Source organism: Lentzea cavernae (genome assembly GCF_014653695.1).
In the GTDB taxonomy this organism is placed as follows: Bacteria; Actinomycetota; Actinomycetes; order Mycobacteriales; family Pseudonocardiaceae; genus Lentzea; species Lentzea cavernae.
Genome location: NZ_BNAR01000007.1, coordinates 243,972 through 266,525, shown reverse-complemented (window position 1 = coordinate 266,525; position 22,554 = coordinate 243,972). Strand labels below are relative to the sequence as shown.

At 67.3% G+C, this 22,554-nt stretch carries 28 protein-coding genes; 12 read left to right on the top strand and 16 right to left on the bottom strand.

The window, feature by feature from the left end; genetic code table 11:
* Positions 1-3: 3 nt before the first annotated feature.
* The 15 genes from IE307_RS24230 to IE307_RS24160 form a co-directional block, all read right to left on the bottom strand.
* A complete protein-coding gene (locus IE307_RS24230; protein ID WP_191301383.1) occupies positions 4-327 on the bottom strand; it encodes a hypothetical protein in 324 nt (107 codons plus the stop codon).
* Positions 324-2,051, bottom strand: a complete 1,728-nt coding sequence (locus tag IE307_RS24225; protein WP_191301381.1) for an AbeC-like domain-containing protein — start codon at positions 2,049-2,051, stop codon at positions 324-326. Before IE307_RS24225 ends, IE307_RS24230 begins: the two co-directional genes overlap by 4 nt.
* A 378-nt stretch (positions 2,052-2,429) precedes the next feature.
* Positions 2,430-2,978, bottom strand: coding sequence for a hypothetical protein (locus tag IE307_RS24220; RefSeq protein ID WP_191301379.1), 549 nt, complete (start codon positions 2,976-2,978; stop codon positions 2,430-2,432).
* Positions 2,979-3,019: 41 nt separating this feature from the next.
* On the bottom strand, positions 3,020-4,240 hold the full coding sequence (locus IE307_RS24215; protein WP_191301376.1) for a hypothetical protein: 1,221 nt from the start codon (positions 4,238-4,240) through the stop codon (positions 3,020-3,022).
* Positions 4,237-4,539: a type VII secretion target gene (locus IE307_RS24210; RefSeq protein WP_191301374.1), complete on the bottom strand. Its 303-nt coding sequence runs from the start codon at positions 4,537-4,539 to the stop codon at positions 4,237-4,239. Before IE307_RS24210 ends, IE307_RS24215 begins: the two co-directional genes overlap by 4 nt.
* Positions 4,536-4,733, bottom strand: coding sequence for a hypothetical protein (locus tag IE307_RS24205; protein ID WP_191301372.1), 198 nt, complete (start codon positions 4,731-4,733; stop codon positions 4,536-4,538). Before IE307_RS24205 ends, IE307_RS24210 begins: the two co-directional genes overlap by 4 nt.
* A gap of 23 nt (positions 4,734-4,756) precedes the next feature.
* A complete protein-coding gene (locus IE307_RS24200; RefSeq protein ID WP_191301370.1) occupies positions 4,757-5,104 on the bottom strand; it encodes a DUF3558 family protein in 348 nt (115 codons plus the stop codon).
* A 106-nt stretch (positions 5,105-5,210) separates the two neighbouring features.
* Positions 5,211-5,831 carry a hypothetical protein gene (locus IE307_RS24195; RefSeq protein WP_191301368.1) on the bottom strand — a complete coding sequence of 207 codons (621 nt, stop codon included), beginning with the start codon at positions 5,829-5,831 and terminating at the stop codon, positions 5,211-5,213.
* A complete protein-coding gene (locus tag IE307_RS24190; RefSeq protein ID WP_191301366.1) occupies positions 5,828-6,817 on the bottom strand; it encodes a hypothetical protein in 990 nt (329 codons plus the stop codon). The genes IE307_RS24195 and IE307_RS24190 overlap by 4 nt, the downstream gene beginning before the upstream one ends.
* Positions 6,814-7,116 carry a type VII secretion target gene (locus tag IE307_RS24185; protein ID WP_191301364.1) on the bottom strand — a complete coding sequence of 101 codons (303 nt, stop codon included), beginning with the start codon at positions 7,114-7,116 and terminating at the stop codon, positions 6,814-6,816. The genes IE307_RS24190 and IE307_RS24185 overlap by 4 nt, the downstream gene beginning before the upstream one ends.
* Positions 7,113-7,604 (bottom strand): YbaB/EbfC family nucleoid-associated protein, encoded by a 492-nt coding sequence (locus tag IE307_RS24180; RefSeq protein ID WP_191301361.1) that lies wholly within the window; start codon positions 7,602-7,604, stop codon positions 7,113-7,115. The genes IE307_RS24185 and IE307_RS24180 overlap by 4 nt, the downstream gene beginning before the upstream one ends.
* Positions 7,601-8,350: an ESX secretion-associated protein EspG gene (locus IE307_RS24175; RefSeq protein WP_191301359.1), complete on the bottom strand. Its 750-nt coding sequence runs from the start codon at positions 8,348-8,350 to the stop codon at positions 7,601-7,603. Before IE307_RS24175 ends, IE307_RS24180 begins: the two co-directional genes overlap by 4 nt.
* Positions 8,347-9,615, bottom strand: a complete 1,269-nt coding sequence (locus IE307_RS24170; protein WP_191301355.1) for a hypothetical protein — start codon at positions 9,613-9,615, stop codon at positions 8,347-8,349. The genes IE307_RS24175 and IE307_RS24170 overlap by 4 nt, the downstream gene beginning before the upstream one ends.
* A gap of 20 nt (positions 9,616-9,635) precedes the next feature.
* Entirely contained in the window at positions 9,636-10,172 is a 537-nt protein-coding gene (locus IE307_RS24165; protein WP_191301353.1) for a DUF3558 family protein, read from the bottom strand.
* Entirely contained in the window at positions 10,169-10,618 is a 450-nt protein-coding gene (locus IE307_RS24160; protein ID WP_191301351.1) for a type VII secretion target, read from the bottom strand. The genes IE307_RS24165 and IE307_RS24160 overlap by 4 nt, the downstream gene beginning before the upstream one ends.
* 265 nt (positions 10,619-10,883) lie before the next feature.
* Between IE307_RS24160 and IE307_RS24155 the strand changes: the two genes are divergently transcribed.
* Both IE307_RS24155 and IE307_RS24150 read left to right on the top strand, forming a co-directional pair.
* Entirely contained in the window at positions 10,884-11,534 is a 651-nt protein-coding gene (locus tag IE307_RS24155) for an L-threonylcarbamoyladenylate synthase (protein WP_191301349.1), read from the top strand.
* Positions 11,535-11,615: 81 nt separating this feature from the next.
* Positions 11,616-12,758, top strand: coding sequence for a glycosyltransferase family 4 protein (locus IE307_RS24150; protein ID WP_089921589.1), 1,143 nt, complete (start codon positions 11,616-11,618; stop codon positions 12,756-12,758).
* Between the two features lie 5 nt (positions 12,759-12,763).
* Here the strand turns inward: IE307_RS24150 and IE307_RS24145 are convergent, their stop codons facing one another.
* Entirely contained in the window at positions 12,764-13,150 is a 387-nt protein-coding gene (locus IE307_RS24145) for a hypothetical protein (protein ID WP_191301347.1), read from the bottom strand.
* Between the two features lie 124 nt (positions 13,151-13,274).
* On the opposite strand from IE307_RS24145, the gene IE307_RS24140 reads away from it, so the two are divergent.
* The 10 genes from IE307_RS24140 (at position 13,275) to IE307_RS24095 (ending at position 22,554) form a co-directional block, all read left to right on the top strand.
* Positions 13,275-14,033 (top strand): AfsR/SARP family transcriptional regulator, encoded by a 759-nt coding sequence (locus tag IE307_RS24140; RefSeq protein WP_191301344.1) that lies wholly within the window; start codon positions 13,275-13,277, stop codon positions 14,031-14,033.
* Positions 14,034-14,081: 48 nt separating this feature from the next.
* Positions 14,082-14,528 (top strand): Cg1360 family ATP-synthase-associated protein, encoded by a 447-nt coding sequence (locus tag IE307_RS24135; RefSeq protein WP_191301343.1) that lies wholly within the window; start codon positions 14,082-14,084, stop codon positions 14,526-14,528.
* A gap of 148 nt (positions 14,529-14,676) precedes the next feature.
* Positions 14,677-15,453 (top strand): F0F1 ATP synthase subunit A, encoded by a 777-nt coding sequence (gene atpB / locus IE307_RS24130; protein ID WP_191301341.1) that lies wholly within the window; start codon positions 14,677-14,679, stop codon positions 15,451-15,453.
* A 64-nt stretch (positions 15,454-15,517) separates the two neighbouring features.
* Positions 15,518-15,763 carry an ATP synthase subunit C-like protein gene (locus tag IE307_RS24125; protein ID WP_191301339.1) on the top strand — a complete coding sequence of 82 codons (246 nt, stop codon included), beginning with the start codon at positions 15,518-15,520 and terminating at the stop codon, positions 15,761-15,763.
* A 31-nt stretch (positions 15,764-15,794) separates the two neighbouring features.
* A complete protein-coding gene (locus tag IE307_RS24120; protein WP_191301338.1) occupies positions 15,795-16,340 on the top strand; it encodes a F0F1 ATP synthase subunit B in 546 nt (181 codons plus the stop codon).
* Between the two features lie 9 nt (positions 16,341-16,349).
* Positions 16,350-17,177: a F0F1 ATP synthase subunit delta gene (locus IE307_RS24115; protein WP_191301335.1), complete on the top strand. Its 828-nt coding sequence runs from the start codon at positions 16,350-16,352 to the stop codon at positions 17,175-17,177.
* Between the two features lie 46 nt (positions 17,178-17,223).
* Positions 17,224-18,870 (top strand): F0F1 ATP synthase subunit alpha, encoded by a 1,647-nt coding sequence (gene atpA, locus IE307_RS24110; protein ID WP_189154028.1) that lies wholly within the window; start codon positions 17,224-17,226, stop codon positions 18,868-18,870.
* 8 nt (positions 18,871-18,878) lie between these two features.
* Positions 18,879-19,793, top strand: coding sequence for a F0F1 ATP synthase subunit gamma (locus IE307_RS24105; RefSeq protein WP_191301333.1), 915 nt, complete (start codon positions 18,879-18,881; stop codon positions 19,791-19,793).
* Positions 19,786-21,222 carry a F0F1 ATP synthase subunit beta gene (gene atpD / locus IE307_RS24100; protein WP_229905018.1) on the top strand — a complete coding sequence of 479 codons (1,437 nt, stop codon included), beginning with the start codon at positions 19,786-19,788 and terminating at the stop codon, positions 21,220-21,222. Before IE307_RS24105 ends, atpD begins: the two co-directional genes overlap by 8 nt.
* 165 nt (positions 21,223-21,387) lie before the next feature.
* Positions 21,388-22,554: an MFS transporter gene (locus IE307_RS24095; protein WP_229905017.1), complete on the top strand. Its 1,167-nt coding sequence runs from the start codon at positions 21,388-21,390 to the stop codon at positions 22,552-22,554.

Below are 22,554 nucleotides of genomic sequence, written 5' to 3'. Positions count from 1 at the left end.
TCCCTAGAACAGGGAGTCGAAGGCCTTCGACAGGTCCTTCATCTGCTGGCCGAGACCGCGGTCCGCCAGCTTGTCCATCAGGTGGTCCGCGACGTCCTTGCTGGGCTTGGGTTTGCGGGCTTCCGCGCGGAGGTCGTCCACCGCCTCGATGGTGGTCGTGGGCGCCTGGGCCTCGTTCAGGTCCTCGCGCAGCTCGTCGAGCAGCCGCAGCACGGTGCTCACGTCCTTGATGTGTCCGATGTGGACGTCCCCGGTCCTGGCGCGGCCGCTGGTGCCGACGTTGCTGCCGATCACCGGACCCTGGATCTCGAAGTTGCGCTCGTTCACGAGTTCCCCTTGCCCACGTTGGCCTTGCCCGTGCGCGCTCTGCCGGTCGTGCCGATGTTGCTGGAGATCACCGGACCGGTGATGTGGACGTTGTTGCTCGTCACCTGCATGGCCTGTTCCATGAACTCGGTGACCGAGATGCCCTTGCTCTCCAGGAACTCGCCCAGCGTGCGCAACAGCCGTGACTCCAGCACCTTGACGTAGCGCTCGACGTCGGTGAGCTGGAAGTAGTTGTCGACCTGGCTCATGCTCGCCAGCTCGCGCAGGCTGGTGCTGGCGCCGTACCGCTCCGCGACGAACGTGCCCTCGGCCTGGTGGATCGGGCGCATCCAGCCGAACGCCGTGGCGAACCGCTTCGGCACCGACATCGGGAACTTCAGCAGGTCGACGACCGCGTCGAGGAACGGCCTCAGCGACTGCGCGGGCAGCACGTCGATCTTGCGGTGCTCGGCGCGGATCGGGTACAGGATGCAGGGCGTCCACTCGACGTAGAGCATCTGCTCGTCGAGCCCGAAGGTCAGGTAGGCGGAGACGACGACGTCGCGGTCCCACGTCTCGACCTGGAACGAGCGGAAGTAGCGCATCCACTCCATCGGCCTGGCGATCAGATCGTCCACAACGGACCTGCGCACCGCCGTCTGCGGCGAGTGGTCCTTGTCCGGCAACACGATCCGCGCCTCGGCGTCCTCGACGTGGTCGATCAGCTCGACCGAGGAGATGACGACGCGGTCACCGGTCTTCAGCTCGCTCAGCCGGTGACCCGGCGACAGAGACGGCGAACGACCCGTCTTGACCAGCTCGGCCGTGATGGCGTCGTAGAGCTCCGGCAGCGCGAACCCGGGCAGTGGCGCGCCGGTCCCGTCCCCGGCCGGCTTGAGGGGCAGCGCCATGGACCACGGCTCGAACATCGTGCCGGAGCCGACGAACGGGCGATAACCGTGGTAGACGATCACCTGAGCGTCGTCCGCGTCGTCAGGCTCGTCTTCTTCGTCGATCGTGTAGAGCGCGAGCGCTTCGGCGTAGCTCGAGTGCCCAAGCCTTCGGGTGGTCCACTCGTTTCGCCACAGCTCCTGCTCGCCCCGGCTGGTGCGGAACCCGGCGCGCCGGAAGCTCTTCGTGATCAGCAGCCACGTCACCACCCGGTCCGCCAGCAACACCCCGAAGATCAGTGCGATCGCGATGATCAAGACCGCGAGCGAGGCGCCGCTGCTGTCCTGCGCGCATTCCTCGTACCTGGGCCTGCAGTACCTGCTGGAGTACCTGTCGGCGGCTTCGATCTCGGCGATGTACTTGTACAGCACGAAGAAGAGCGCGATCGCGCTGGCGATCACGCCGAGCACGACCGGCCCGCGCGAGTGCGGCGTCCCCCGCCGAGGCCGGTTCAGCGCCAGCCGCGCCCCGGTCCCGAGCGCCGCGATCACGGCGACCACCAGCCACACCCCGAGCAGGGTCCCGCTCGCGACGAACAGCACCAGCAACGCCAACGCCAGCAGCACGCCGTCGCGCACCTTGCGCCGCGTACGCGCCGCCACCGCCTCCCGCAACACCGCGCCGGAGTTGACGCCCGGCGACCGCGGAATCGACCGAGTGGCCTCCACCAGGTACTCGCGAATGGCCGAGTCCGCGAACTCCTCGTCGCGGTGAGCGGCTCCGCAGAGGAAGCGGGTCGTGTCGTCGCGCAACCTCGGGGAATCGTTTCCCGCCGTCGCCACGGGAGTTGACATCGTCCTGTCCACTTTCTGTCATTGAATCGAGCACTCTGTGTTTGTGCTGGTCAGGGACATGGTCAGGCAACAACAACACGCATTGTCGTACCGCTGCTGGAACAATAGTCGTTCCTCATCGGAATGGGAGGGAGTCGGCATAACTGCGCATTGTCAATGCGCCGAACGAGGGCAAATGGCGCACTTCTCCTACTGCGAGAGCCTCAACGCCACGCGCAGTGGTCTCCCGGTAACGCAATCACGGGAGCAGTGGTCAAAACCTGGCCAATTGCACGACGTTTCGTCACATTAGGACCGAACGGTCGTATGTTCTCGGCGGGGAGGGCACGCGGTCACGCGCTCGAGGAACCGCCGCCTCGCGCGTGACCGCGTGTGCGCCTACTTCGTCGCCGGAGCGGGATCGCGGACCGGGAGCCAGGCGACGAGGAAGAGGAACACGCCGTTCATGAGCACGGCGAGCAACAGCAGCAGGTTCTGCGCGAGCCCCACCTCATCGGGTTCGAGGTTGCCGGCGACACCCGTCCTGTCGATGACGACGTCCATCTCGGTGCCAGGATCCTGAGCTGAATGAGACGACGTCGGGGAGTAGTGCAACTGCCTGTCCCCGCACTGCAGTTCGTTGCTGTAGGTGGTGGGGCCGCGTCGGCCGGGGTGCTCCTGGATGCTGATGACCCTGCAGTGCGCGGTCTCCCCGAACGTGGTGAGCCACAACGAGTGGCTGCCGACGTTCGCGGGAAAGATCGTGATGATGCCGATCGCCATGGCGGGGAGGCCCGCCCACCTCGACGGTCTGGGCCGGTAGCTCCCGGCGTCGAGCACGTAGAAGATCAAGCACACGACCATGGCGAGCGCCACGAGGATGAAGGCCTTGCCGACGGCCATGAGCAGGAAGCTGCTCGCGATGATCCCCAGGACGAGCAGGCTCATGCGAACGAGCTTCTTCGGCTGGAGTGCGGGTCTGGTGTCGTTCACTCGTCCAGTGACCCTTGCTGCCGGGGGAACGTCCTGCCCTGGTTCTCCAACTCGTCGTACTTCGCCCACTCGCGGAGGTGGTCAGCCGTGGCCTTCGCGACCCAGCCTCCGTCTTCGACGTTCGGCATCGAATGCGGCGTCACCGTGCCGTCGGGGCGCGTACGCGGTTTGTACGGCGTGTAAGCGCCGACCGCCTCCTGGGAGTGCTCGGAAACCCTTTTGACGCTGTCGCGGTTGCCCCAGGGTTCCTCGTACTTGTTCTTCCAGACGTTGCCCGCGTCCCCGTAGCCGTCCTTGAACTCCCGGCCGGCCTGCTTGAGCCTGTCTCCGGCGTCGCTGAGCGACGGGCGGGTGTTGCCCCAGTCCTCCAATCGCCTGCCCGCGTCCGCAAGACCGTCGCCCCGAACCGAAGGGGTGTGCGGCGCGCTCGTACCGCCACCTCTGCCGAACCTGCCGAGCCGCTTGAGCGCGTCGCCCAGCCGGCTGAAGAGGCCCTTCACGCGGCTCATGATGCGCGTGACCAACTTGACCAGCTTGGCCAGCTGCTGCGTGATCTTGCCGAGCACCACGGCTCCGCGCCCGACGGCCCACGCCGAGAACGCCGCGACCGAACTGCCCAGGGACACGACCGAGGACGCCAGCGCGATGACGGCGTTGCGGATGACCTCCCAGATGAACAGCGCGATGAGATCGCGGATCATCCCGCGGATCGCTGCCGTGATGGTGCCCGCGGTGGCGATCTCGGACGCGACGTACGCGCTCATCTTCGACACCATCGCGATCTCGGCGGCCAGTTCGCCCTGGCTCTGCCGGAACTTCTCCGCCGCGGTGCCCTGCTCCCAGCAGGGGAGCTCGCTCTTGACCGCCCTGTTCTGCTGCTCGCCGATGGTGTGCAGATCCGCCGCGACCTGGTTCCAGGTGGTGACCGCTGCTTTGATCTTGTCGCCGTTCCCGGCCAGCCAGTCGAGCGGCTCGCGGAGGAAGCTGAGGTGTTCGATCAGCCAGCCGATGCCGGCGGTGGCCAGCGCGCCCACCGGATCCATGACGGCGCCGAGCAGGTCGAGGCCGGTCGCGGCCGCGTTCATGCCGAACTCGGCGAAGTCGCCTTCTCCCAGGCGCTTCGCGGAGTCGATGGTCTGGGCCAGCGACTCCGCGGGACCCGCGCCCGCGTAGTTGTCGGGGTGCGCGAGGCCGTCGCCGAAACCGGTCCAGCTCATCGCGGTCCTCCGAACCGATCGCGGTTGGCGTCCTCGTGCGAAGCGTAGGTCTCCGCTGTGGCTGCGGTGTCTTCGGAGGCGTTGCCGGCAGCTGTGGCCAGCTCACGGATCGCGGCGGTCGTGCCCTCAGCCCACTCCTGCGCGTTCGAGGCGAAGAAGGACAGCAGCTGGCCGAACGTGTCACCGCCCAGGTCGACCCCGGCCGCTTTGCCGGCGACGGCGTCGAGTGCGTCCTGTCGCGTCCGCTGACCCTTCGCGAACTCGAGCAACTCTGCCGGATCAACGCCGAAGCCGGTCATCGGAGCACGCTCCCGAAGCCGTCCTCAGCCGGGCGCTGCGGCTGCGGGGTCGGCCTCGGAGCGGGTTCGTTCCACGAGACCTGGTTCGCCGCGCTCGGGTCGTACTTTTCGGTGGCCAGCTTCTTCATCTCTTCGTGCTGCTGGCCCAGGTAGTTCGCGTTCGGATGCGGGACAACGGACTTGACGGGCGCCATGAGATTTCCCTCCTCGGGCGGCGTTACGGCAGTTTCGGTGCGATCAGTTCGGCGGCCTTCGAGGCGCGCTCGCAGGCGGCAGCGGTGTCGTCCGAGGACGCGGTGAGGTTTCCGATCACCACGACCGAGGACGACTCGGTGACGGAGATCGCGATGGTGCAGCCGTGCTTCGCGCCATCTGGTGCGTCCACCTTGGTCGCGTCGTATTTGCCCACCTTGGTCGGCGAGACCTTGTCACCGTCGAGGTTCAAGTCCTTGCCACCGGTCTTGGTGCGAATGCCCGCGCGAAGCCCGCCGTTGCCGCTGATGTTCCAGGAGCAACCGTCCGACGTTCCGGCCTGCTCGTTCTTGCCTGGGTACTTGAGGCTCACCGCACTTCCTCTCAGCGCCGCTCACCCTTTCTCCGCGTATGCCCGAACAGCCGTTCCAACGGGTTTATCGGCACCATGTTGGCGGTCGTATGTTCTCGGCAGGCAGTCAAAGGAAGTCTTTGCCGAGCTCACGTCGGGCCACGGGTGCGCTGGGCTTCCACCGCCGTCGTTTCAACACGACCAGGACGAACGCCACGCCCACGACAGCGGCGATGGGCACCAGGGCGTTGCGCCACCACGCCAGCTCAGCCGGTTCGAGCACCCTGACGACCCCGGTTCGATCGAGGACGAGGTCGACCCGATCGCCCGTCCTGCGGAGCTCGTCCTGGCCACCGCTCGGGAAGTGGCTCGGGATCCGCTGCGAGCCGCACAGGAGGTCGTTGCTGTAAGACGTCGGAGACTTGCTGCTGGTGTGCTTGTTCACCGAGACCACTTCGCAGCTCGAGACGTCCCCGAACGTCGTGAGCCACAGGGAATGGCCGCCGAAGGCGCACAGGCCGGCCACGGCCAGCACCGCGAGCGGAGCGGCCAGGAGACCTGTCGACTTCGGCCGGAGCTTGAGCATCGCGAAGCCGGCCGCGAAGGCGCAGACGACCACGACGGGCACGGCGATGAGCGGTGCCATGCCCGGCATGCCCGTCAGGAAGCCGGAGACGAACCCGACGGTCAGCGCGAGGCCCAGGACCACTGCGAACCGCCTGCGCGAAGCCGCCTCAGTCGTGGTCACAGGTCGAGGTATCCCTGCTGTCGCTCGAAAGCGGGCTTCTGGTCCTTCTCGACGCCTTCCAGCTGCAGCTCGTCCTGCTTGGACGCCTCGCGCAGGACGTCGGCGCCGAGCTTGACCTGGTAGCCGCCGTCCAGGACGTTCGGCACCGAGTGAGGGGTGACGGAGCCGTCCGCCCTGGTGATCGGCTTGAACGGCGTGTAGGAGTCGACGGCGTCCCGCTGCCACGGAGCGGACGGGACCTTCTCGCCGTACGGTTCTTCGTACTTGTTCTTCCAGGTGTTGCCGGCGTCCATGTAGCCGTCTTTGAGCTCTCGGCCGCCTTGCTTGAGCTTGTCGAACGCCTCCCCGGCCGTTGGGCGCGACTGGCCCCAGTTCTCCAACCGCTTGCCGGCGTCACTTACCGCGTCCGCCTTCGGTGTCCGCGGCACGCCAGGCGCGTCGACGGCCTGGCCGCCGCCCTTGCCGAACCGCGCGAGCCGAGCCAGGACGTCGCCGAGCTTCGCGAAGAGGTTCTTGAGCCTGCCCGCGATCCTGGTGATGACGCCCATCAGCTTGGCGATCTGCTGGGTGATCTTGCCGAGCACCCCGGCAGCCGCCTCCTGCCAAGAGCCGACCTGGCCCTGCACGGCCTTGTTCTGCTCGTCCGCGATCTGCGCGATCGCGACCGACACCTGGTTCCACGTGCCGACTGCGGCCTTGATCTTGTCGCCGTTGCCTGCGAGCCAGTCCAGCGGCTCGCGCAGGAAGCTGAGGTGCTCGATGAGCCAGCCGATGCCCGCGGTCGCCAGCGCGCCGACCGGATCCATGACCATGCCGAGCGCGTCGAGGCCCAGCGCGGCGGCGTTCAGCCCCAGTTCGGCGGCGTCCCCTTCACCGAGCCTGCCCATCGAGTCGACGGTCTGGGCGAGCGACTCGAACACACCGGCACCCGCGCAGTTCGCAGGGTCGCTCCACTGCTCGCCGCCCTTGAGGTCGGTGAAAGTCATCCGGGTCCTCCGAACCGCCGGCGGTTCGCGTCCTCGTACTGCTCGTAGAACTGCGCGGTGGTCTTGGTGTTCTCCGCGGCGTCGCCGACCCCGCCGGCCAGCTCGCGGATGGCCTCGACCGTCTTGCGCGCCGCCTCTTCGGCATCGTCGGCGAAGAACTGCAGCAGCACGCCGAACGTGTCGCCTCCGAGACTCACCGAGTCAGCCTTGGACGCGACAGTTTCCAGCGCCCGCTGACGCGAGAACTGGTCCTTGGCGAACGAGTGGAGCTCGCTCGGATCAACCTGGAAGCCGGTCATCGGAGCACGCTCCCGAAGCCGTCCTCGTCGTCCTCCGCCGGCCGTTGCGGTCGCGGCGCGGGCTTCTGCGCAGGCTTCTGGGCGGGCTCGTTCCACGAGACCTCGCGCATCACCTGTCCGTCCTCAGGCGGTGGCGGCGCTGCTTCCTCCTCCGGCTGCGGGATGAAGCTGCGCAGGAAGTCCATCGCCTCGGTGTCACCGAACTCCGGCTCCACAATGGACGCCACCTGCTCGGCTGCCTGGATCTGGGCCTTCTGCACGGTCTGCATCACGAGCTGACCCAGTTGCACGTGCGTCAGGCGCATCGCGGCGGGGGAGAACTCGATGTGCTGCAACGCGCCGTTCGGTGCGACTTGCACGGTCACCGCCTCGTTGGGCGAGGTGGTGGTGCTGGTGGCGTGCTGGATCTGCTCCTGCATCTGCTGGGAGCGTTGCTGGAGCTGCTGAGCCCTGGACTCGAGGTCCGCGATCATCTGTTCCGGATTCATCGTTCGCTCGTCATCGCGAGAACCTGCCCGAGGTGCCGTGCCAGGCCCGAGTTGTCGGCCGGACCGATCGTGAACCAGCCGGAGCGCGCCGGAACGTTGGAGTAGCGGCCCGCGTTGGTGTCGACCCACGTGACGGGCGGGAAGTCGCGCTTGGCACGGCCCTGCCCCATCTGCACGAGGAAGTGGCCGTTGCCGATCGCCGGACCGGTCAGCATCTTCTTGGCGAGGCGGACGTCGTCGTTCTCGGTGGCCCGGACCGCCTGCCGGAAGCCCTCCTGCTGCGGTTGCGCCTCGAACGCCTGGGCCGGCACCGTCACCGGCTTGCCTGGCCCCGGCCGCCCCGGCGGCATCGCGTTCGCGAGGCTGGTGGCGATCTCGTTGGGCTGCACCAGGTTCAGCGTGACGGCGGTGTCCTCCTGCGTCACCAGCACCGCGTAACCGCCCCGCGCCACCACGCTCGCACGCACCAGCTTCTCCTGGTTCACGTCCGGAACGCACAGGGCGATGACGCGGAGTTCGGGACGCGCCAACAGGTTCAGCGCGTCCTCGAGCTCAGGCTCCGGCCTGCCGCGCCGCGCGAGCTTCCGGCGTTCGAGATCGGCGTACACGGCAGCCTTGATGCGCGCACGTTCGTCGAGCGTCTCACCGTGCGGGCTGACGTCGAAGGGGTAGGGAACACTCCCCGCCCGCAGGTCCTCCCAGAGGACCTCGAACGCGGGCAGGGAGAGCTGCGCGATCTGCCTCATCCGCCGATCACCGGCGGCGCGACCATGCGATCGTCGTCGAAGAACTCGTCCGTGGGCACGAGGTAGTTGGACTTGTGCTCCTTGTCCTCCTCGCCCTTGCCACCGGCACCAGCACCACCTCCGGCACCCATGCCACCCGCACCGGCCGCACCCCGGCCACCGGCACCCGCGGCACCTCCAAGCCCGCCCGCACCACCACCGGGACCACCCGCGACACCGGCGCTACCGCCCGGCGTGGCAGGCCCGAAGCTCCCCATGCCACGACCCGAACCACCCATGCCGGCCATGCCACCGGAACCCGCACCACGGCCGCCACCGGCTCCACCACCACCACCACCACCACCGGCTCCACCGCCAGGCCCGCCGGGCCGCATGCCCGGTCCACCACCAGGAGGCCGCCCCTGCCCGCCACCGGGCGGACGCGCGCCGGGCGGCAACATCCCGGGCGGCGTGAACGGCGGCCGGTTCTGCCCGCCGGGGTTGTTCTGGTTGTTGTTGCCACCGGGCTGCTGCAGCGACGGATCCTTGGTCTGTGGTGCTACCCATGCGGCGTTGGTGGTGCCGTTGCTGTTGCTGGAACTCGACGGCATCGACGGCATGCCCGCGTTGTTGTTGCTGAACCGCTGCTGGGCGTTGACGTTGCTCAGGCTCTGCGAACTCGTGCTGCTGCTCGTCTGCGTGACGCCCTGGTCCTGCGTGACCTGCGGGGTGGATTCCATGGTGGGCATGGACATCGCCGCGGCCATCATCGTGTTGTCCCGCGTCTGCATGACCTGCACGGCCTCGGCCTTGGCCTCTTGCTGCGCGTTGTGCTGGGCCATCATCTCGAAGGGGGCGCCGACCATGGCGGGCGGGAAGATGACCGCGGGGACCGCGAACTTCTTCAACGTGTCCATGGGGCTGAACTTGACCGGCTCGGGCATGCTGCGGTTCGCCTGCACCGCCGCATCTCGTTGCTGCGCAATGGCGTCCGAGGTGCGCACGAAACCGTCGCCGGTCGTTTCGGCGAACGTCCCAACCTTGGTGAGCGCGGCTCGGACCCCCTCCGCGGCCTTGCCCGTCCACGCCGTCTGCGAACCGTTGACCAGGATGGTGAAGTCGGTGGCCAGTTCCTGGAATCGTGAGCCGAGCTGGCCCCAGGCGTCGATCACCTGGTTCGCCGCGTTCGGGTCGTACTTCTCGGTGACCAGCTTCTTCATCTCTTCGTGCGGCTGGCCTGGGTAGTTCGCGTTCGGATGCGGAACGGCGGGTTTGACGGGCGCCATGAGATCCCCCTCTGGTGGCGTTAAGGCAGTTTCGGTGCGATCAGTTCGGCGGCCTTCGACGACCGCTCGCAGGCGGCGGCGGTGTCGTCCGAGGTGAGACCACTGCTGCCGATCACCACGATGGAGGACGACTCGCTCACCGAGATCGCGATCGTGCAGAGGTGCTTGGCCCGGTCCGCGGCCTCGACCTTCTTCGCGTCGTACTTGCCGACCTTGATGTCCGAGATCTTCTCGCCGTCGAGGCTCAGGTCCTTGACGCCGGCGTTCGTGCGGATGCCCGCACGGATGCCGCCGGCACCGCTCTTGCTCCAGTCGCAGCCGTCAGAACTGGCGATCTGCTCGGCCACCCCCGGATACGTGAGGCCGAGACTTGCGACCTCCGCTTCGGTCAGCAGGTCGCACGGCTTGAGCGCTCCCAGACCGGAGTTCGATTCAGAGCTGCTGGTGGGAGTTGGATCGCCACCGGTCGACGTCGGGTTGGCGTTGCCCGTGGTGCCGGTGCATCCAGCGGTGAGCACGGCCAGGCCGATCGTCGTGGCGATGAGGATGCGTTTCATTGCTTCCCGTCAAGTTTCTTGAGTGAGTCGGAACTGGCCTGGTCAACGGCCTTGTAGGACGCGCGGCTCTTCTCGATCTGCGTCTTCAGGTCCTGAATGGCCTTCGCGAGGTCTCTGAGCGTCTGCTGTGCGGCCGTGCCGAAGGTCCTGTTGTTCTGGCTGATCGATTCGGCGTAACCGCCACCGAGCTTGGTGTCCATGCTGAGGTCCTGGGCGCCCCTCGAGACCTTTTCGAGAACGTCGCCCATCTCAGTCAGTTTCTTGATCATGGCGTCGACCAGTTGCGGGTCGACGGACAGTTGCTGCGTCTCCACGGCCACCGCTACGGCTTTGCCGGCGTTCATGATGGCGCTCAAGCCGCTGCCGAAGATGCCGTCCCACGCGCCCCCGGACGCTCTGTCGGCGAAGCTGCCGGCCTTGCCGCTCGTCACCACTTCCTCGGACACAGAAGCTCGACCTCCCCCATTGCGCTCTGTGGTCGACCCATGACCTTACAGTTGCGCGTCCGTTTGGGGGATGCGTTGAACTACTTAACCCGTTTGAGCTGAAACTGTGCCTGGTCGGAGGGCCGTCAGAGGCGTCAAGTGAGAACAAAGACGCAGGTCCCGCATCAGACCACCCCCGGACCGACGCCGCCCCGGTGGTTCCGGTGGACGGTGAGAAGGCAGGCTCTGCGTCACCCTGTCGAGGAGGCTGGCTAGGCTCACCGAGGTGAGCACGGTCTACGACTGCAGCGAACCGGACAACCGCGCGGCAGGTCTCGCCGCTGCCGCCGGCGCGGTGCGGAGCGGACGCCTCGTCGTCCTGCCCACCGACACCGTCTACGGGATCGGCTGCGACGCCTTCGACGCCGAAGCTGTCCGGAGTCTTCTCGACGCCAAGGGGCGCGGGCCCGACATGCCCGTGCCCGTGCTGGTCGGGTCCTGGACCACCATCGACGGGCTGGTTCTCAGCGTGCCGCGGCAGGCTCGGGCGCTCATCGAGGCCTTCTGGCCCGGTGGGCTGAGCATCGTGCTGCCCCACGCGCCCAGTCTGGCCTGGGACCTGGGGCAGACGCGCGGCACGGTGATGTTGCGGATGCCGTTGCACCCCGTGGCGCTGGAGCTCCTCCGGGACGTCGGGCCGATGGCCGTGTCCAGCGCCAACAGGACCGGGCACGCGCCGGCGTCCAGTGCGCAGGAGGCTCGTGACCAGCTCGGCGACGCCGTGCCCGTGTACCTCGACGGTGGGCTGAGCGGTGAGAACATCGCGTCGACCATCGTTGACCTCACCGGGCCCGACGCGCTGATCCTGCGCGAGGGTGCGGTCAGCAGGGAAGAGGTCAACGAGGTGCTGGGCGTCGAGGTCGAGGTCGCACGGTAGTGAGCTGCTGCCACAATTGATCATGGTCGCCGCGAGTACCGTGGCGAGCACCCCGAACACCCCCGATTGATTGGTAGGCCCGTGGGGCCCGCATCCTCGTTCGTCCTTCCCGTGCGCGAGTACCTGCTCGTCGCGTTGATCGCTGCCGTGGTGACGTTCCTGCTCGTGGGACTGGTGCGCGCGTTGGCGTTCCGGCTCGGAGCGGTGGCTTACCCGCGGCAACGAGACGTGCACGTGCAGCCGATGCCGCGCATGGGTGGTGTCGCCATCTACGGCGGCGTGCTGTGCGGCATGTTCGTGGCGCACCAGTTGCCGGTGCTGCGGGCGGCGTTCGACTTCTCCAACGACCCGTGGGGCGTCATCGTCGCGGGCGGCGTCATCGTGCTCGTGGGCGCGATCGACGACAGGTTCGAACTCGACTCGCTCACCAAGCTCGCCGGCCAGGTCACGGCGGCGGGCATCCTCGTGCTGTTCGGTCTCCAGTGGATGATCGCGTGGGTGCCGTGGGACGGCGGCGCGACCATCTCCCTCGACCAGAACCAGGGCGCGCTGCTGACGGTGCTGCTCGCCGTCACGATGATCAACGCGATGAACTTCGTCGACGGCCTCGACGGACTCGCCGCCGGCATCGGCCTCATCGCCGCCGCGGCCACGGCCGTGTTCTCGATCGGCCTGCTCGTCGAACGCCAGGGCGCCGTCGAGGCCTACCCGCCCGCCCTGATCGCCGCCGTGCTGGCGGGCGCGTGCCTCGGCTTCCTGCCGCACAACTTCAACCCCGCGCGCATCTTCATGGGCGACTCGGGCTCCATGCTCATCGGCCTCATGCTCGCCGCCGCCACCACCAGCGCGTCCGGCAAGATCAACCAGGCCACCGGCAGCGCGGCCGACCTGCTCGGTCTGCTCTCGCCGCTGATCGTGGTCGCCGCCGTGCTGTTCGTGCCGCTGCTCGACCTGCTGATGGCGATCATCCGCCGCACGCGCCGCGGCGAGAGCCCGTTCTCCCCGGACAAGATGCACCTGCACCACCGGTTGCTGGAGATCGGGCACTCGCAGCGCCGCGCCGTGCTGCTCATCTACTTGTGGGCCGGCGTCCTGGCGTTCGGCGCCGTCGCTCTCACGCTGTTCGACCCGATCATCGTGGCCACGTGCTTCGTCATCGGGCTGATTGTGACGTTCGTGGTCTCGGTGATCCCGCGGCTCAGGGACGCCCGCAGCAAGTCCTGACGAGGTCAGATCGGGTTCTCCACGCAGGGGCGCCCGATCAGCTCGAACGAACCGTCGTCCGTCTGCCGCCACCCTTCGGCGCAGTGCTTCTGCCCGTTCGCGTAGTCGCGGTTGACATCGTGGTAGTAGAGGCTGTTCTGGCCCCATTTGCGAGTCTCCGACGTCACGTTGTAGTCCGGGCCGAACAGCCGGTAGAACCCGGTGAACGCGATGTACGGGCCGATCGAGCTGGTCTTGACCCAGACCTGCCTGACGTGGCCGCCACTGCCCGCGGCGGTCACGGCGACGCTTCCGTTGATGCCGCTCTCGTCCGCGTGCGCGACTGGCGAGGCCGCCAACAGGGCTGCCGTGGTGGCTGCCAGTGCGACGGAAGCGGTGCGAACTTTGCTCATCGGATCCCCCAACGGTGGTTGCCAACTGGGCTGACCCTAACCATGCGTTGCGCCATTTCACCTACATGAGAAGTAGGCGAACGGAGTAGCGTCCCTGGCGGTTGACAGTCTGGGGGGAACAGCTGTGAAGAGCTGCGAGTTCGGTCTGCTCGGAGAGCTTTCGATCGACGACGGCGCGGTGACGCTCAAGGCGGCCAAGCTGCGCGCCCTGCTCGCCGCGCTCCTGTTGCACGCGGGAAGACCGGTGTCCCAGAACGACTTGGTCGAGCGCGTCTGGGACGAGCCCCCGTCACGGGCGAGCTCGACCCTTCAGGTGTACGTCGTTCGCTTGAGACACGCGCTGGGCCACGTCGGTTCGTCGATCGTGCGCAGCAGTACGGGCTATCGCATCGACGTGGAGGCGGACCAGGTCGACCTGCACAGGTTTCGCCGGTTGGTCGCGCACCGCGTCACCGATGCTCGGACTGAGCTCGGTGAACTCCGGGAGGCGCTGTCGCTGTGGCGCGGTCCGGCGCTCGCCGACATCACCTCGGAGGCGATGAGGTTCGAGGCCGATCGAATCGACGAAGAGCGACTCGCCGCGGTGGAACGCCGAATCGAGCTGGAGGTCGAACTGGGTGCGCACCGCGAACTGGTTCCCGAACTCCGCGCGCTGACTCGGCGGCATCCGCTGCGAGAACGGTTCGCCGAGTTCCTGATGCTCGCGTTGCACCGCGGAGGACGTTCGGCGGACGCGCTGGAAGTCTATCGAGGTGTTCATCGGATGTTCGCCGATGAGCTGGGAGTTCGGCCCGGCCGGAGGCTCGCCGAGCTCAACGCGCAGATCCTCGGTGGCCGGGAAATTGGTCCACCATCTTGTTTGGGACCGCTTAACCGCCGTTAACGAGGGCTGCCCGCAGCCGCTGTAATGCGGCTTCCTACACTTCGGGACATGAGCGACGCGGACAAGGCCGTCACGCACGAGCTGACCGTCCAGCGACTCGCCGGGGAAATGTTCCGCGAGGCCGCGTGGGCCGCGCTCGGCACGTTTGTCCTCGGTGTCGTCGTGTCAACTGTGATCTGGGGGACCGCGGGTCTCTACGGGTCATTGATCGGTGGTGCGATCGCCATCGGTTCGAGCCTCGCGACGCTGTTGTTGATGCGCAAGACCGCCGCACTGGATCCGATGTTCGTGATGGTCGCCGCACTCGGTGGATTCATGGGCAAGCTGATCGTGCTGCTACTCGCGGTGATCTTGCTGCGCAACCAGTCGTGGCTCGAGCCCAAGGCACTCGGAATCACCCTGGTGGCGACCGTCCTCGTGACGTCGTTCCTGGAGGCCAGAGCCTCCAAGCGGAGCCGTAGTCAGATGGTGGTCCCCGCCTCCGACGGCGCTTAGACCTGCTGATATGGTCCGCGTGACCAGGGACACCCGATCGCAGGGGTGCCTCTGGTAGTCGCTTGCGAACCGTAAGGTACGTTAAGTCCAGATCGTGACGATTCCCCCGGCGGAGTGAACGCCGGCCGGGAGAACCGGAAGGAACACAGTGACCAAGTTGCTGGCTTCGGGGAGTGAGTTCGTCGCTCCCGGCGTGAAGGACTTCTTCCTCCCGCCGATCTTCGGCTCGGTCACGAAGCCGATGGTCCTGCTGGTGCTGTCGATCGTGATCATCGCCGTCTTCTTCATTGTGGCGACCCGCAACCTGAAGGTCGTTCCCGGCAAGTTCCAGTTCGCCGCCGAGTCGCTTTACGACTTCGGGCGCAACAACATCGCCCGGGAGCAGATCGGCGCGAAGGACTTCAAGCCCTTCATCCCGCTGGTGCTCACGATCTTCACCTTCATCCTGGTGAACAACCTGTTCGGGCTCATCCCGATCGTGCAGTTCCCCACGATGTCTCACATCGGCTTCCCGCTCGCCGTTTCGTTGCTCGTCGTTTACCCGGTGTACCACTTCGTCGGGTTCAAGCGGCACGGCTTCGTGGGTTACTTGAAGCACCAGACGGTTCCGCCGGGCGCGCCGTGGTTCGTGCTCCCGCTGCTGATTCCGATCGAGTTCTTCCAGAAGTTCATCCTGAACCCGCTCACGCTGGCGATCCGAGTTTTCGCTGCCATGTTCGCGGGTCACCTCCTGCTGCTGGTCTTCACCCTGGCCGGTGAGTTCCTGCTGCTCAACGGCGGGATCACCGTCATCGTGGCGCCGGTGTCCTTCGCCTTCGCCATCGCGCTGACCTTCCTGGAGGCACTGATCATGTGCCTGCAGGCCTACATCTTCGCGCTGCTGTCTGCCAGCTACATCGGCATGGCGCTGGCAGAAGAGCACTGAGAAACAGCACTAAGCCTCCGATCCGCGAACTCTCGCGGACCGAGTTGGAAAGGGAACAGCAACAGTGAGCGCTCTCCAGATCGCCCAGGACGCCGTCAACCTGAACCAGGGCCTTGCCGCCATCGGTTACGGCCTCGCGGCCATCGGCCCTGGCATCGGCGTGGGTCTGATCTTCTCCTCGGTCATCAGCGGCACCGCCCGCCAGCCCGAGGCCCGCGGCGTGCTGCTCGGTCTCGCGTGGACCACCTTCGCCATCGTCGAGGTCCTCGCGCTGATCGGCTTCGTCGTGTACTTCATCGCGACTGCCTGACCGAATCCAGATCGCGTTAGGAGAAACCGTGATGGACACCCTCATCCTGGCTGCGGAGGGTCCGGTCAACCCGGTCATTCCGCACACCTCGGAGATCATCCTCGGTCTCGTCGCGTTCCTGCTCCTCCTCTTCGTCATCAAGAAGTTCGTGGCGCCGCGCTTCGAGGCGCTGTACGAGGAGCGGACTGCCAAGATCGAGGGTGGCATCGAGAAGGCGGAGCAGGCTCAGGCCGAGGCTCAGCGTGCTCTCGAGCAGTACAAGGAGCAGCTGGCCGAGGCTCGCGCCGAGGCCGCGCGCATCCGCGACGACGCTCGGGCCGAAGGCCTGCAGATCGTCGAGGAACTGCGTGAGCAGGCGCAGGCCGAGTCCGCGCGCATCGTCGCGCAGGGCCAGCACCAGCTGGACGCCCAGCGCGCCCAGATCGTCGCGGAGCTGCGCGCCGACCTCGGTCGCACCGCCGTCGAGCTGGCGAGCAAGGTCGTGGGCGAGTCCCTCGAGGACGACGCCCGCCGCCGTGGCACCGTCGACCGCTTCCTCAACGAGCTGGACGCCGTCGCGGCGCCCGCGGGCAAGTAGAGGCAGCCGATGACGTTGCATGCCGCAAGTCGTGAAGCTCTGGCAGCCGCGGAACTGCGGCTGCTGGAGCTGGCCGACGCCACCACGTCGACGGACGACCTCGCCAAGCTCGGCGAGGAGCTCTTCGCCGTGCTCGGCCTGCTGATCGAGCAGCGGACGCTGCGCGGCTCGCTCGCCGACGCCTCCTCGGAGGCCGGCGGTCGTGAGCAGCTGGCTCGCGGCCTGTTCACGGGCAAGGTGAGCGACGCGACCCTGCAGATCCTGGTCGCCGTCGTGACCGCGCGCTGGTCCAGCCCGCGCGAGCTCGTCGACGGTGTCGAGTCGCTCGCCCGCACCACGCTGCTGGTGCGCGCCGAGCGTGACGGTCAGCTCGACTCGACCGAGGACGAGCTGTTCCGCCTCGGCCGCATCGTGGCCGGTTCGAACGAGCTCGAGCTGTTGCTGGCGGACCCCGCCGGTGACGTCGCCGGCAAGGTCGCACTGGTCGGCTCCCTGATCCAGGGCAAGGTCAGCCCGGTCACCAAGACGCTGGTGGACCAGCTGATCCGCCACCCCCGCGGGGTGCGCGTGGCGGACGGGCTCTCCGAGCTCGCCGACCTGGCGGCCAAGCGCCGTCAGCGTTCCGTCGCGCACGTGAAGTCCGCGGTGGAGCTGACCGCCGAGCAGGTCGACCGCTTGACCGCGACGCTGACCACGATCTACTCGCGCCCGATCGCTCTGCACGTCGAGGTCGACCCGGCTCTGGCCGGCGGTCTCACGATCAAGATCGGCGACGAGATCATCGACGGAAGCATCGCCGGCCGGTTGGCGGCACTGCGCCGCAATCTCGCCAGCTAGCCCCCGAGCCCTTTCCCAAGAACGAAGAAGTGAGAGCAGGAACGACATGGCGGAGCTGACGATCTCGTCGGACGAGATCCGCAGTGCGATCGAGAAGTACGTCTCGAGCTACTCCCCGGAGGTCAGCCGGGAAGAGGTCGGTACCGTCTCCGAGACCTACGACGGCATCGCCATCGTCGAAGGCCTTCCGGGCACGATGACCAACGAGCTGCTCGAGTTCCCCGGCGGCGTCCTCGGCGTCGCCCTGAACCTCGAGGTCCGCAACATCGGTGCGGTCATCCTCGGTGACTACGACAAGATCGAAGAGGGCCAGGAAGTCCGCCGGACGGGCAAGGTCCTGTCCGTGCCGGTCGGCGACGGCTTCCTCGGTCGCGTCGTCAACCCGCTGGGCCAGCCGATCGACGGCCTCGGTGACATCGTCGCCGACGACAACCGCGCGCTCGAGCTGCAGGCCGCTTCCGTGCTGCAGCGCCAGCCGGTGTCCGAGCCGATGCAGACCGGCATCAAGGCCATCGACGCGATGACCCCGATCGGTCGCGGTCAGCGTCAGCTGATCATCGGTGACCGCAAGACCGGCAAGACCGCGGTCTGCATCGACACGATCATCAACCAGAAGAAGGCCTGGGAGTCGGGCGACCCCAAGCAGCAGGTGCGCTGCGTCTACGTCGCCATCGGCCAGAAGGGCTCCACCATCGCGGGCGTCAAGACCGCGCTGGAGGAGGCGGGCGCGCTCGAGTACACGACGATCGTCGCCGCCCCCGCTTCTGACTCCGCGGGCTTCAAGTGGCTGGCTCCGTACACCGGTTCTTCCATCGGCCAGCACTGGATGTACCAGGGCAAGCACGTCCTGATCATCTTCGACGACCTGACCAAGCAGGCCGAGGCGTACCGCGCCATCTCGCTGCTGCTGCGTCGCCCGCCGGGCCGCGAGGCCTACCCCGGCGACGTCTTCTACTTGCACTCGCGTCTCCTCGAGCGTTGCGCGAAGCTGTCGGACGAGATGGGCGGCGGCTCGATGACGGGTCTCCCGATCATCGAGACCAAGGCGAACGACGTGTCGGCGTACATCCCGACCAACGTCATCTCGATCACCGACGGTCAGTGCTTCCTCGAGTCCGACCTGTTCAACGCCGGTGTGCGCCCGGCCGTCAACGTGGGTATCTCGGTCTCCCGCGTCGGTGGTGCCGCGCAGATCAAGGCGATGAAGTCGGTCGCGGGCTCGCTGCGCCTCGACCTGTCGCAGTTCCGCGAGCTGGAGGCCTTCTCCGCGTTCGCGTCCGACCTCGACGCCGCGTCGCGCGCCCAGCTGGACCGCGGTGCCCGTCTGGTCGAGCTGCTCAAGCAGGGCCAGTACTCCCCGGTCCCCGTCGAGGAGCAGGTCGTCGAGATCTTCGCCGCGACCAAGGGCCACCTGGACGACGTCCCCGTCGCCGACATCCGTCGCTTCGTGGCCGACTTCAAGGACTCGCTGCGCCGCAACCACTCCGACCTGCTGGGCTCGATCGTCGAGACCAAGCAGTTCGGTGACGACGCCCAGCGTCGCGTGGTCGACGCCGTGACCGAGTTCAAGAAGCAGTTCACCGCGTCGGACGGCTCGACGATCGTCAACGAGGCCCCCGAGAAGGCGCTCGACGCCGACAAGGTCGGCCAGGAATCGGTGAAGGTCAACAAGCCCGAGCCGACCAAGAAGTGATCTGAGCCATGGGCGCACAGATTCGGGAGCTCCGCCAACGGATCCGAACGGTCAACTCGACCAAGAAGATCACGAAGGCCTACGAGCTCATCGCGACGTCTCGCCTCGCGAAGGCGCAGACCAGGGTCGCGGCCTCCCGGCCGTACGCGGAAGAGATCACGAACGTGCTCTCCGCGTTGGCCGAGGCCTCGGCGAACCTCGACCACCCGCTGCTGACGGAGCGCACGAACCCGAAGCGCGCCGCGGTGCTGGTGATCACGAGCGACAAGGGCATGTGCGGCGGTTACAACGCCAACGTGCTCAAGGCCGCCGAGCAGCTGCTTCAGCTGCTCCGGTCCGAGGGCAAGGAGCCGGTGCTGTACGTGGCCGGCCGCAAGGGCCAGGGCTACTACCAGTTCCGCCGCCGCGAGGTCACGGGCGCGTGGAGCGGGTTCTCGCAGACCCCGCACTACGTGAACGCGGTCGAAGCCGGTGACGCGGTGGTGGAGGCGTTCCTGGAGGGCACGGAGAACGGCGCGCAGGGCGTGGACGAGATCCACGTCGTGTACACCGAGTTCAAGTCGATGCTGGTCCAGACGCCGGCCGCCAGGCGGATCGCGCCGATGGACGTGGAGTACACCGGCGAGACCCCCAAGGGCCCGCGCGCGGTGTACGACTTCGAGCCCAGTGCGGAGACGCTGCTGGGCGCGATGCTGCCCAAGTACGTCAAGACTCGCCTGTTCTCCGCCATGCTCGAGGCGGCGGCTTCGGAGTCGGCTGCCCGTCGTACGGCCATGAAGGCCGCGACGGACAACGCGACGGAGCTGGTCCGGAACCTCAGCCGCGCGGCGAACTCGGCCCGTCAGGCCCAGATCACCCAGGAGATCAGCGAGATCGTCGGTGGCGCTGCCGCGCTTACCGGTGGCGCAGGAAGTGATGAGTGACATGAGTGCTACTGCCACCACCACCCGCACCGGCCGTGTGGTCCGGGTGATCGGTGCGGTCGTCGACGTGGAGTTCCCGCGCGACAACGTGCCCGAGCTGTTCAACGCCCTGAAGGTGGAGATCACCTTCGAGGCCGTCGCCAAGACGCTGACCCTCGAGGTCGCGCAGCACCTCGGCGACAACCTCGTCCGCACCATCTCGATGCAGCCGACCGACGGTCTGGTCCGCGGCGCGCCCGTGTCGGACACCGGCAAGGCCATCTCGGTGCCCGTCGGCGACGTCGTCAAGGGCCACGTGTTCAACGCCCTGGGCGACTGCCTCGACGAGCCCGGCCTCGGCCGCGACGGCGAGCAGTGGGGCATCCACCGCAAGGCTCCGTCGTTCGACCAGCTCGAGGGCAAGACCGAAATCCTCGAGACCGGCGTCAAGGTCATCGACCTGCTCACCCCGTACGTCAAGGGCGGCAAGATCGGCCTGTTCGGCGGCGCGGGTGTCGGCAAGACCGTGCTCATCCAGGAGATGATCACGCGTATTGCCCGTGAGTTCTCCGGTACCTCCGTGTTCGCCGGTGTCGGCGAGCGCACCCGTGAGGGCACCGACCTCCACCTCGAGATGGAAGAGATGGGTGTTCTCCCGGACACCGCTCTCGTCTTCGGTCAGATGGACGAGCCGCCCGGCACGCGCATGCGCGTCGCGCTGTCCGCTCTCACGATGGCGGAGTACTTCCGCGACGTGCAGAACCAGGACGTGCTGCTCTTCATCGACAACATCTTCCGCTTCACCCAGGCCGGTTCCGAGGTGTCGACCCTGCTGGGCCGCATGCCTTCCGCCGTGGGTTACCAGCCGACGCTGGCCGACGAGATGGGTGAGCTCCAGGAGCGCATCACCTCGACGCGCGGTAAGTCGATCACGTCGCTGCAGGCCATCTACGTGCCCGCTGACGACTACACCGACCCCGCCCCGGCGACCACCTTCGCCCACCTGGACGCGACGACGGAGCTCTCCCGTCCGATCTCCCAGAAGGGCATCTACCCGGCCGTCGACCCGCTGTCGTCGTCGTCTCGAATCCTCGAGCCGTCGATCGTCGGCGAGGAGCACTACCGGGTGGCCCAGGAGGTGAAGAGGATCCTGCAGAAGTACAAGGAGCTGCAGGACATCATCGCCATCCTCGGCATGGACGAGCTCTCCGAGGAGGACAAGGTCCTCGTCGGTCGCGCCCGTCGCCTCGAGCGCTTCCTCGGCCAGAACTTCTTCGTCGCGGAGAAGTTCACCGGCCAGAAGGGCTCCTTCGTTCCGATCAAGGAGACCGTCGAGGCGTTCGACCGCGTCTGCAAGGGCGAGTTCGACCACTTCCCGGAGCAGGCGTTCTTCTCCTGCGGCGGGTTGGACGACGTCGAGGCCAACGCCAAGAAGCTGGCCGGCAACTGAGCTGAGTCCTGGCTTTCCGAAGGGCCGTTCCTCCTCTGTGGAGGGACGGCCCTTCGGGCTTTCCGGGGTCATGACGTTTCCGTTGGGCGGAAACCGCACTCCCGCGCGCACGGTCCCAGGTCGCACGATGCAGAGCGTCACCTGGCCCTCGACGAGGAGAAGCGCGTGAACAAGTGGGTGTTGCCGCTGTGCTGGACCGCTGTCCTGCTCGACGGCTTTGACCTCGTGGTGCTCGGCACGGTGATTCCCGTGCTGTTGCAGGAGAAGATGCTCACCACGGCCAGTGCGAGCGTCGTGTCCACGGCCGGGCTGGTCGGGATGATGCTCGGCGCGCTGGTCATCGGGACCATCACCGACGTCATCGGGCGCCGCAAGGTGATGATCTTCGCGGTGGCGGGCTTCTCCGTGTTCACGCTGGCCTGTGCGTTCGCGCCGGACGCCACGACGTTCGGGGTGCTGCGGTTCCTCGCCGGGCTGGGTCTGGGCGGGTGTCTGCCCACGGCCATCGCGCTGGTCAACGAGGCTCGGCCGCAGCAGGGTGGGCGGGCCACGACGTTGATCATGACCGGGTACCACGTCGGTGCGGTCATCACGGCGTTGCTGGGGATCGTGCTCATCCCGCAGATCGGGTGGCGGTCGCTGTTCGTGGTGGGGGCGTTGCCCGCGCTGGTGCTGATCCCGTTGATGGTCAAGCACTTGCCGGAGACCGCGGTGCGCAGGGCGCCCGCGCTGGAGGCGGTCGGGTCGCTGTTCAAGCCCGGGCTGCGGAAGGCGACGATCGCGTTCTGGGTGGCGTCGTTCATGGGGCTGTTGCTCGTGTACGGGCTCAACACCTGGTTGCCGCAGATCATGCGCAGCGCCGGATACGAGTTGGGGACCGCGCTCGCGTTGTTGCTGACGCTCAACATCGGTGCTGTGGTCGGGCTTCTGATCGCCGGCGCTGTTGCCGACCGCGTCGGGATCCGGCCTGCGGCCATCGGCTGGTTCGCTGGAGCCGTGGTGTTCTTGGCGTTGCTGAGCATCAAGTTGCCCGGCGTCGGGGTGTACGTCGCCGTGTTCTTGGCCGGGTGCTTCGTGTTCAGCGCGCAGGTGCTCGTTTATGCCTACGCGGGGCGGGTTTACGAGGAGAACCGGGCCACGGGCATCGGGTGGGCTGCCGGCGTTGGACGGCTCGGCGCCATCAGTGGGCCGTTGCTCGGCGGTGCGTTGCTCACGGCTGGATTGGCGCATCCTTGGGGCTTCTACGCGTTCGCGTTCATCGCGGCGTTGGGCGCAACGGCCGTTGGTGCGATTGGGCTGAAGGCGAAATCGGTCGTGGCGCCCGCCGGGTGA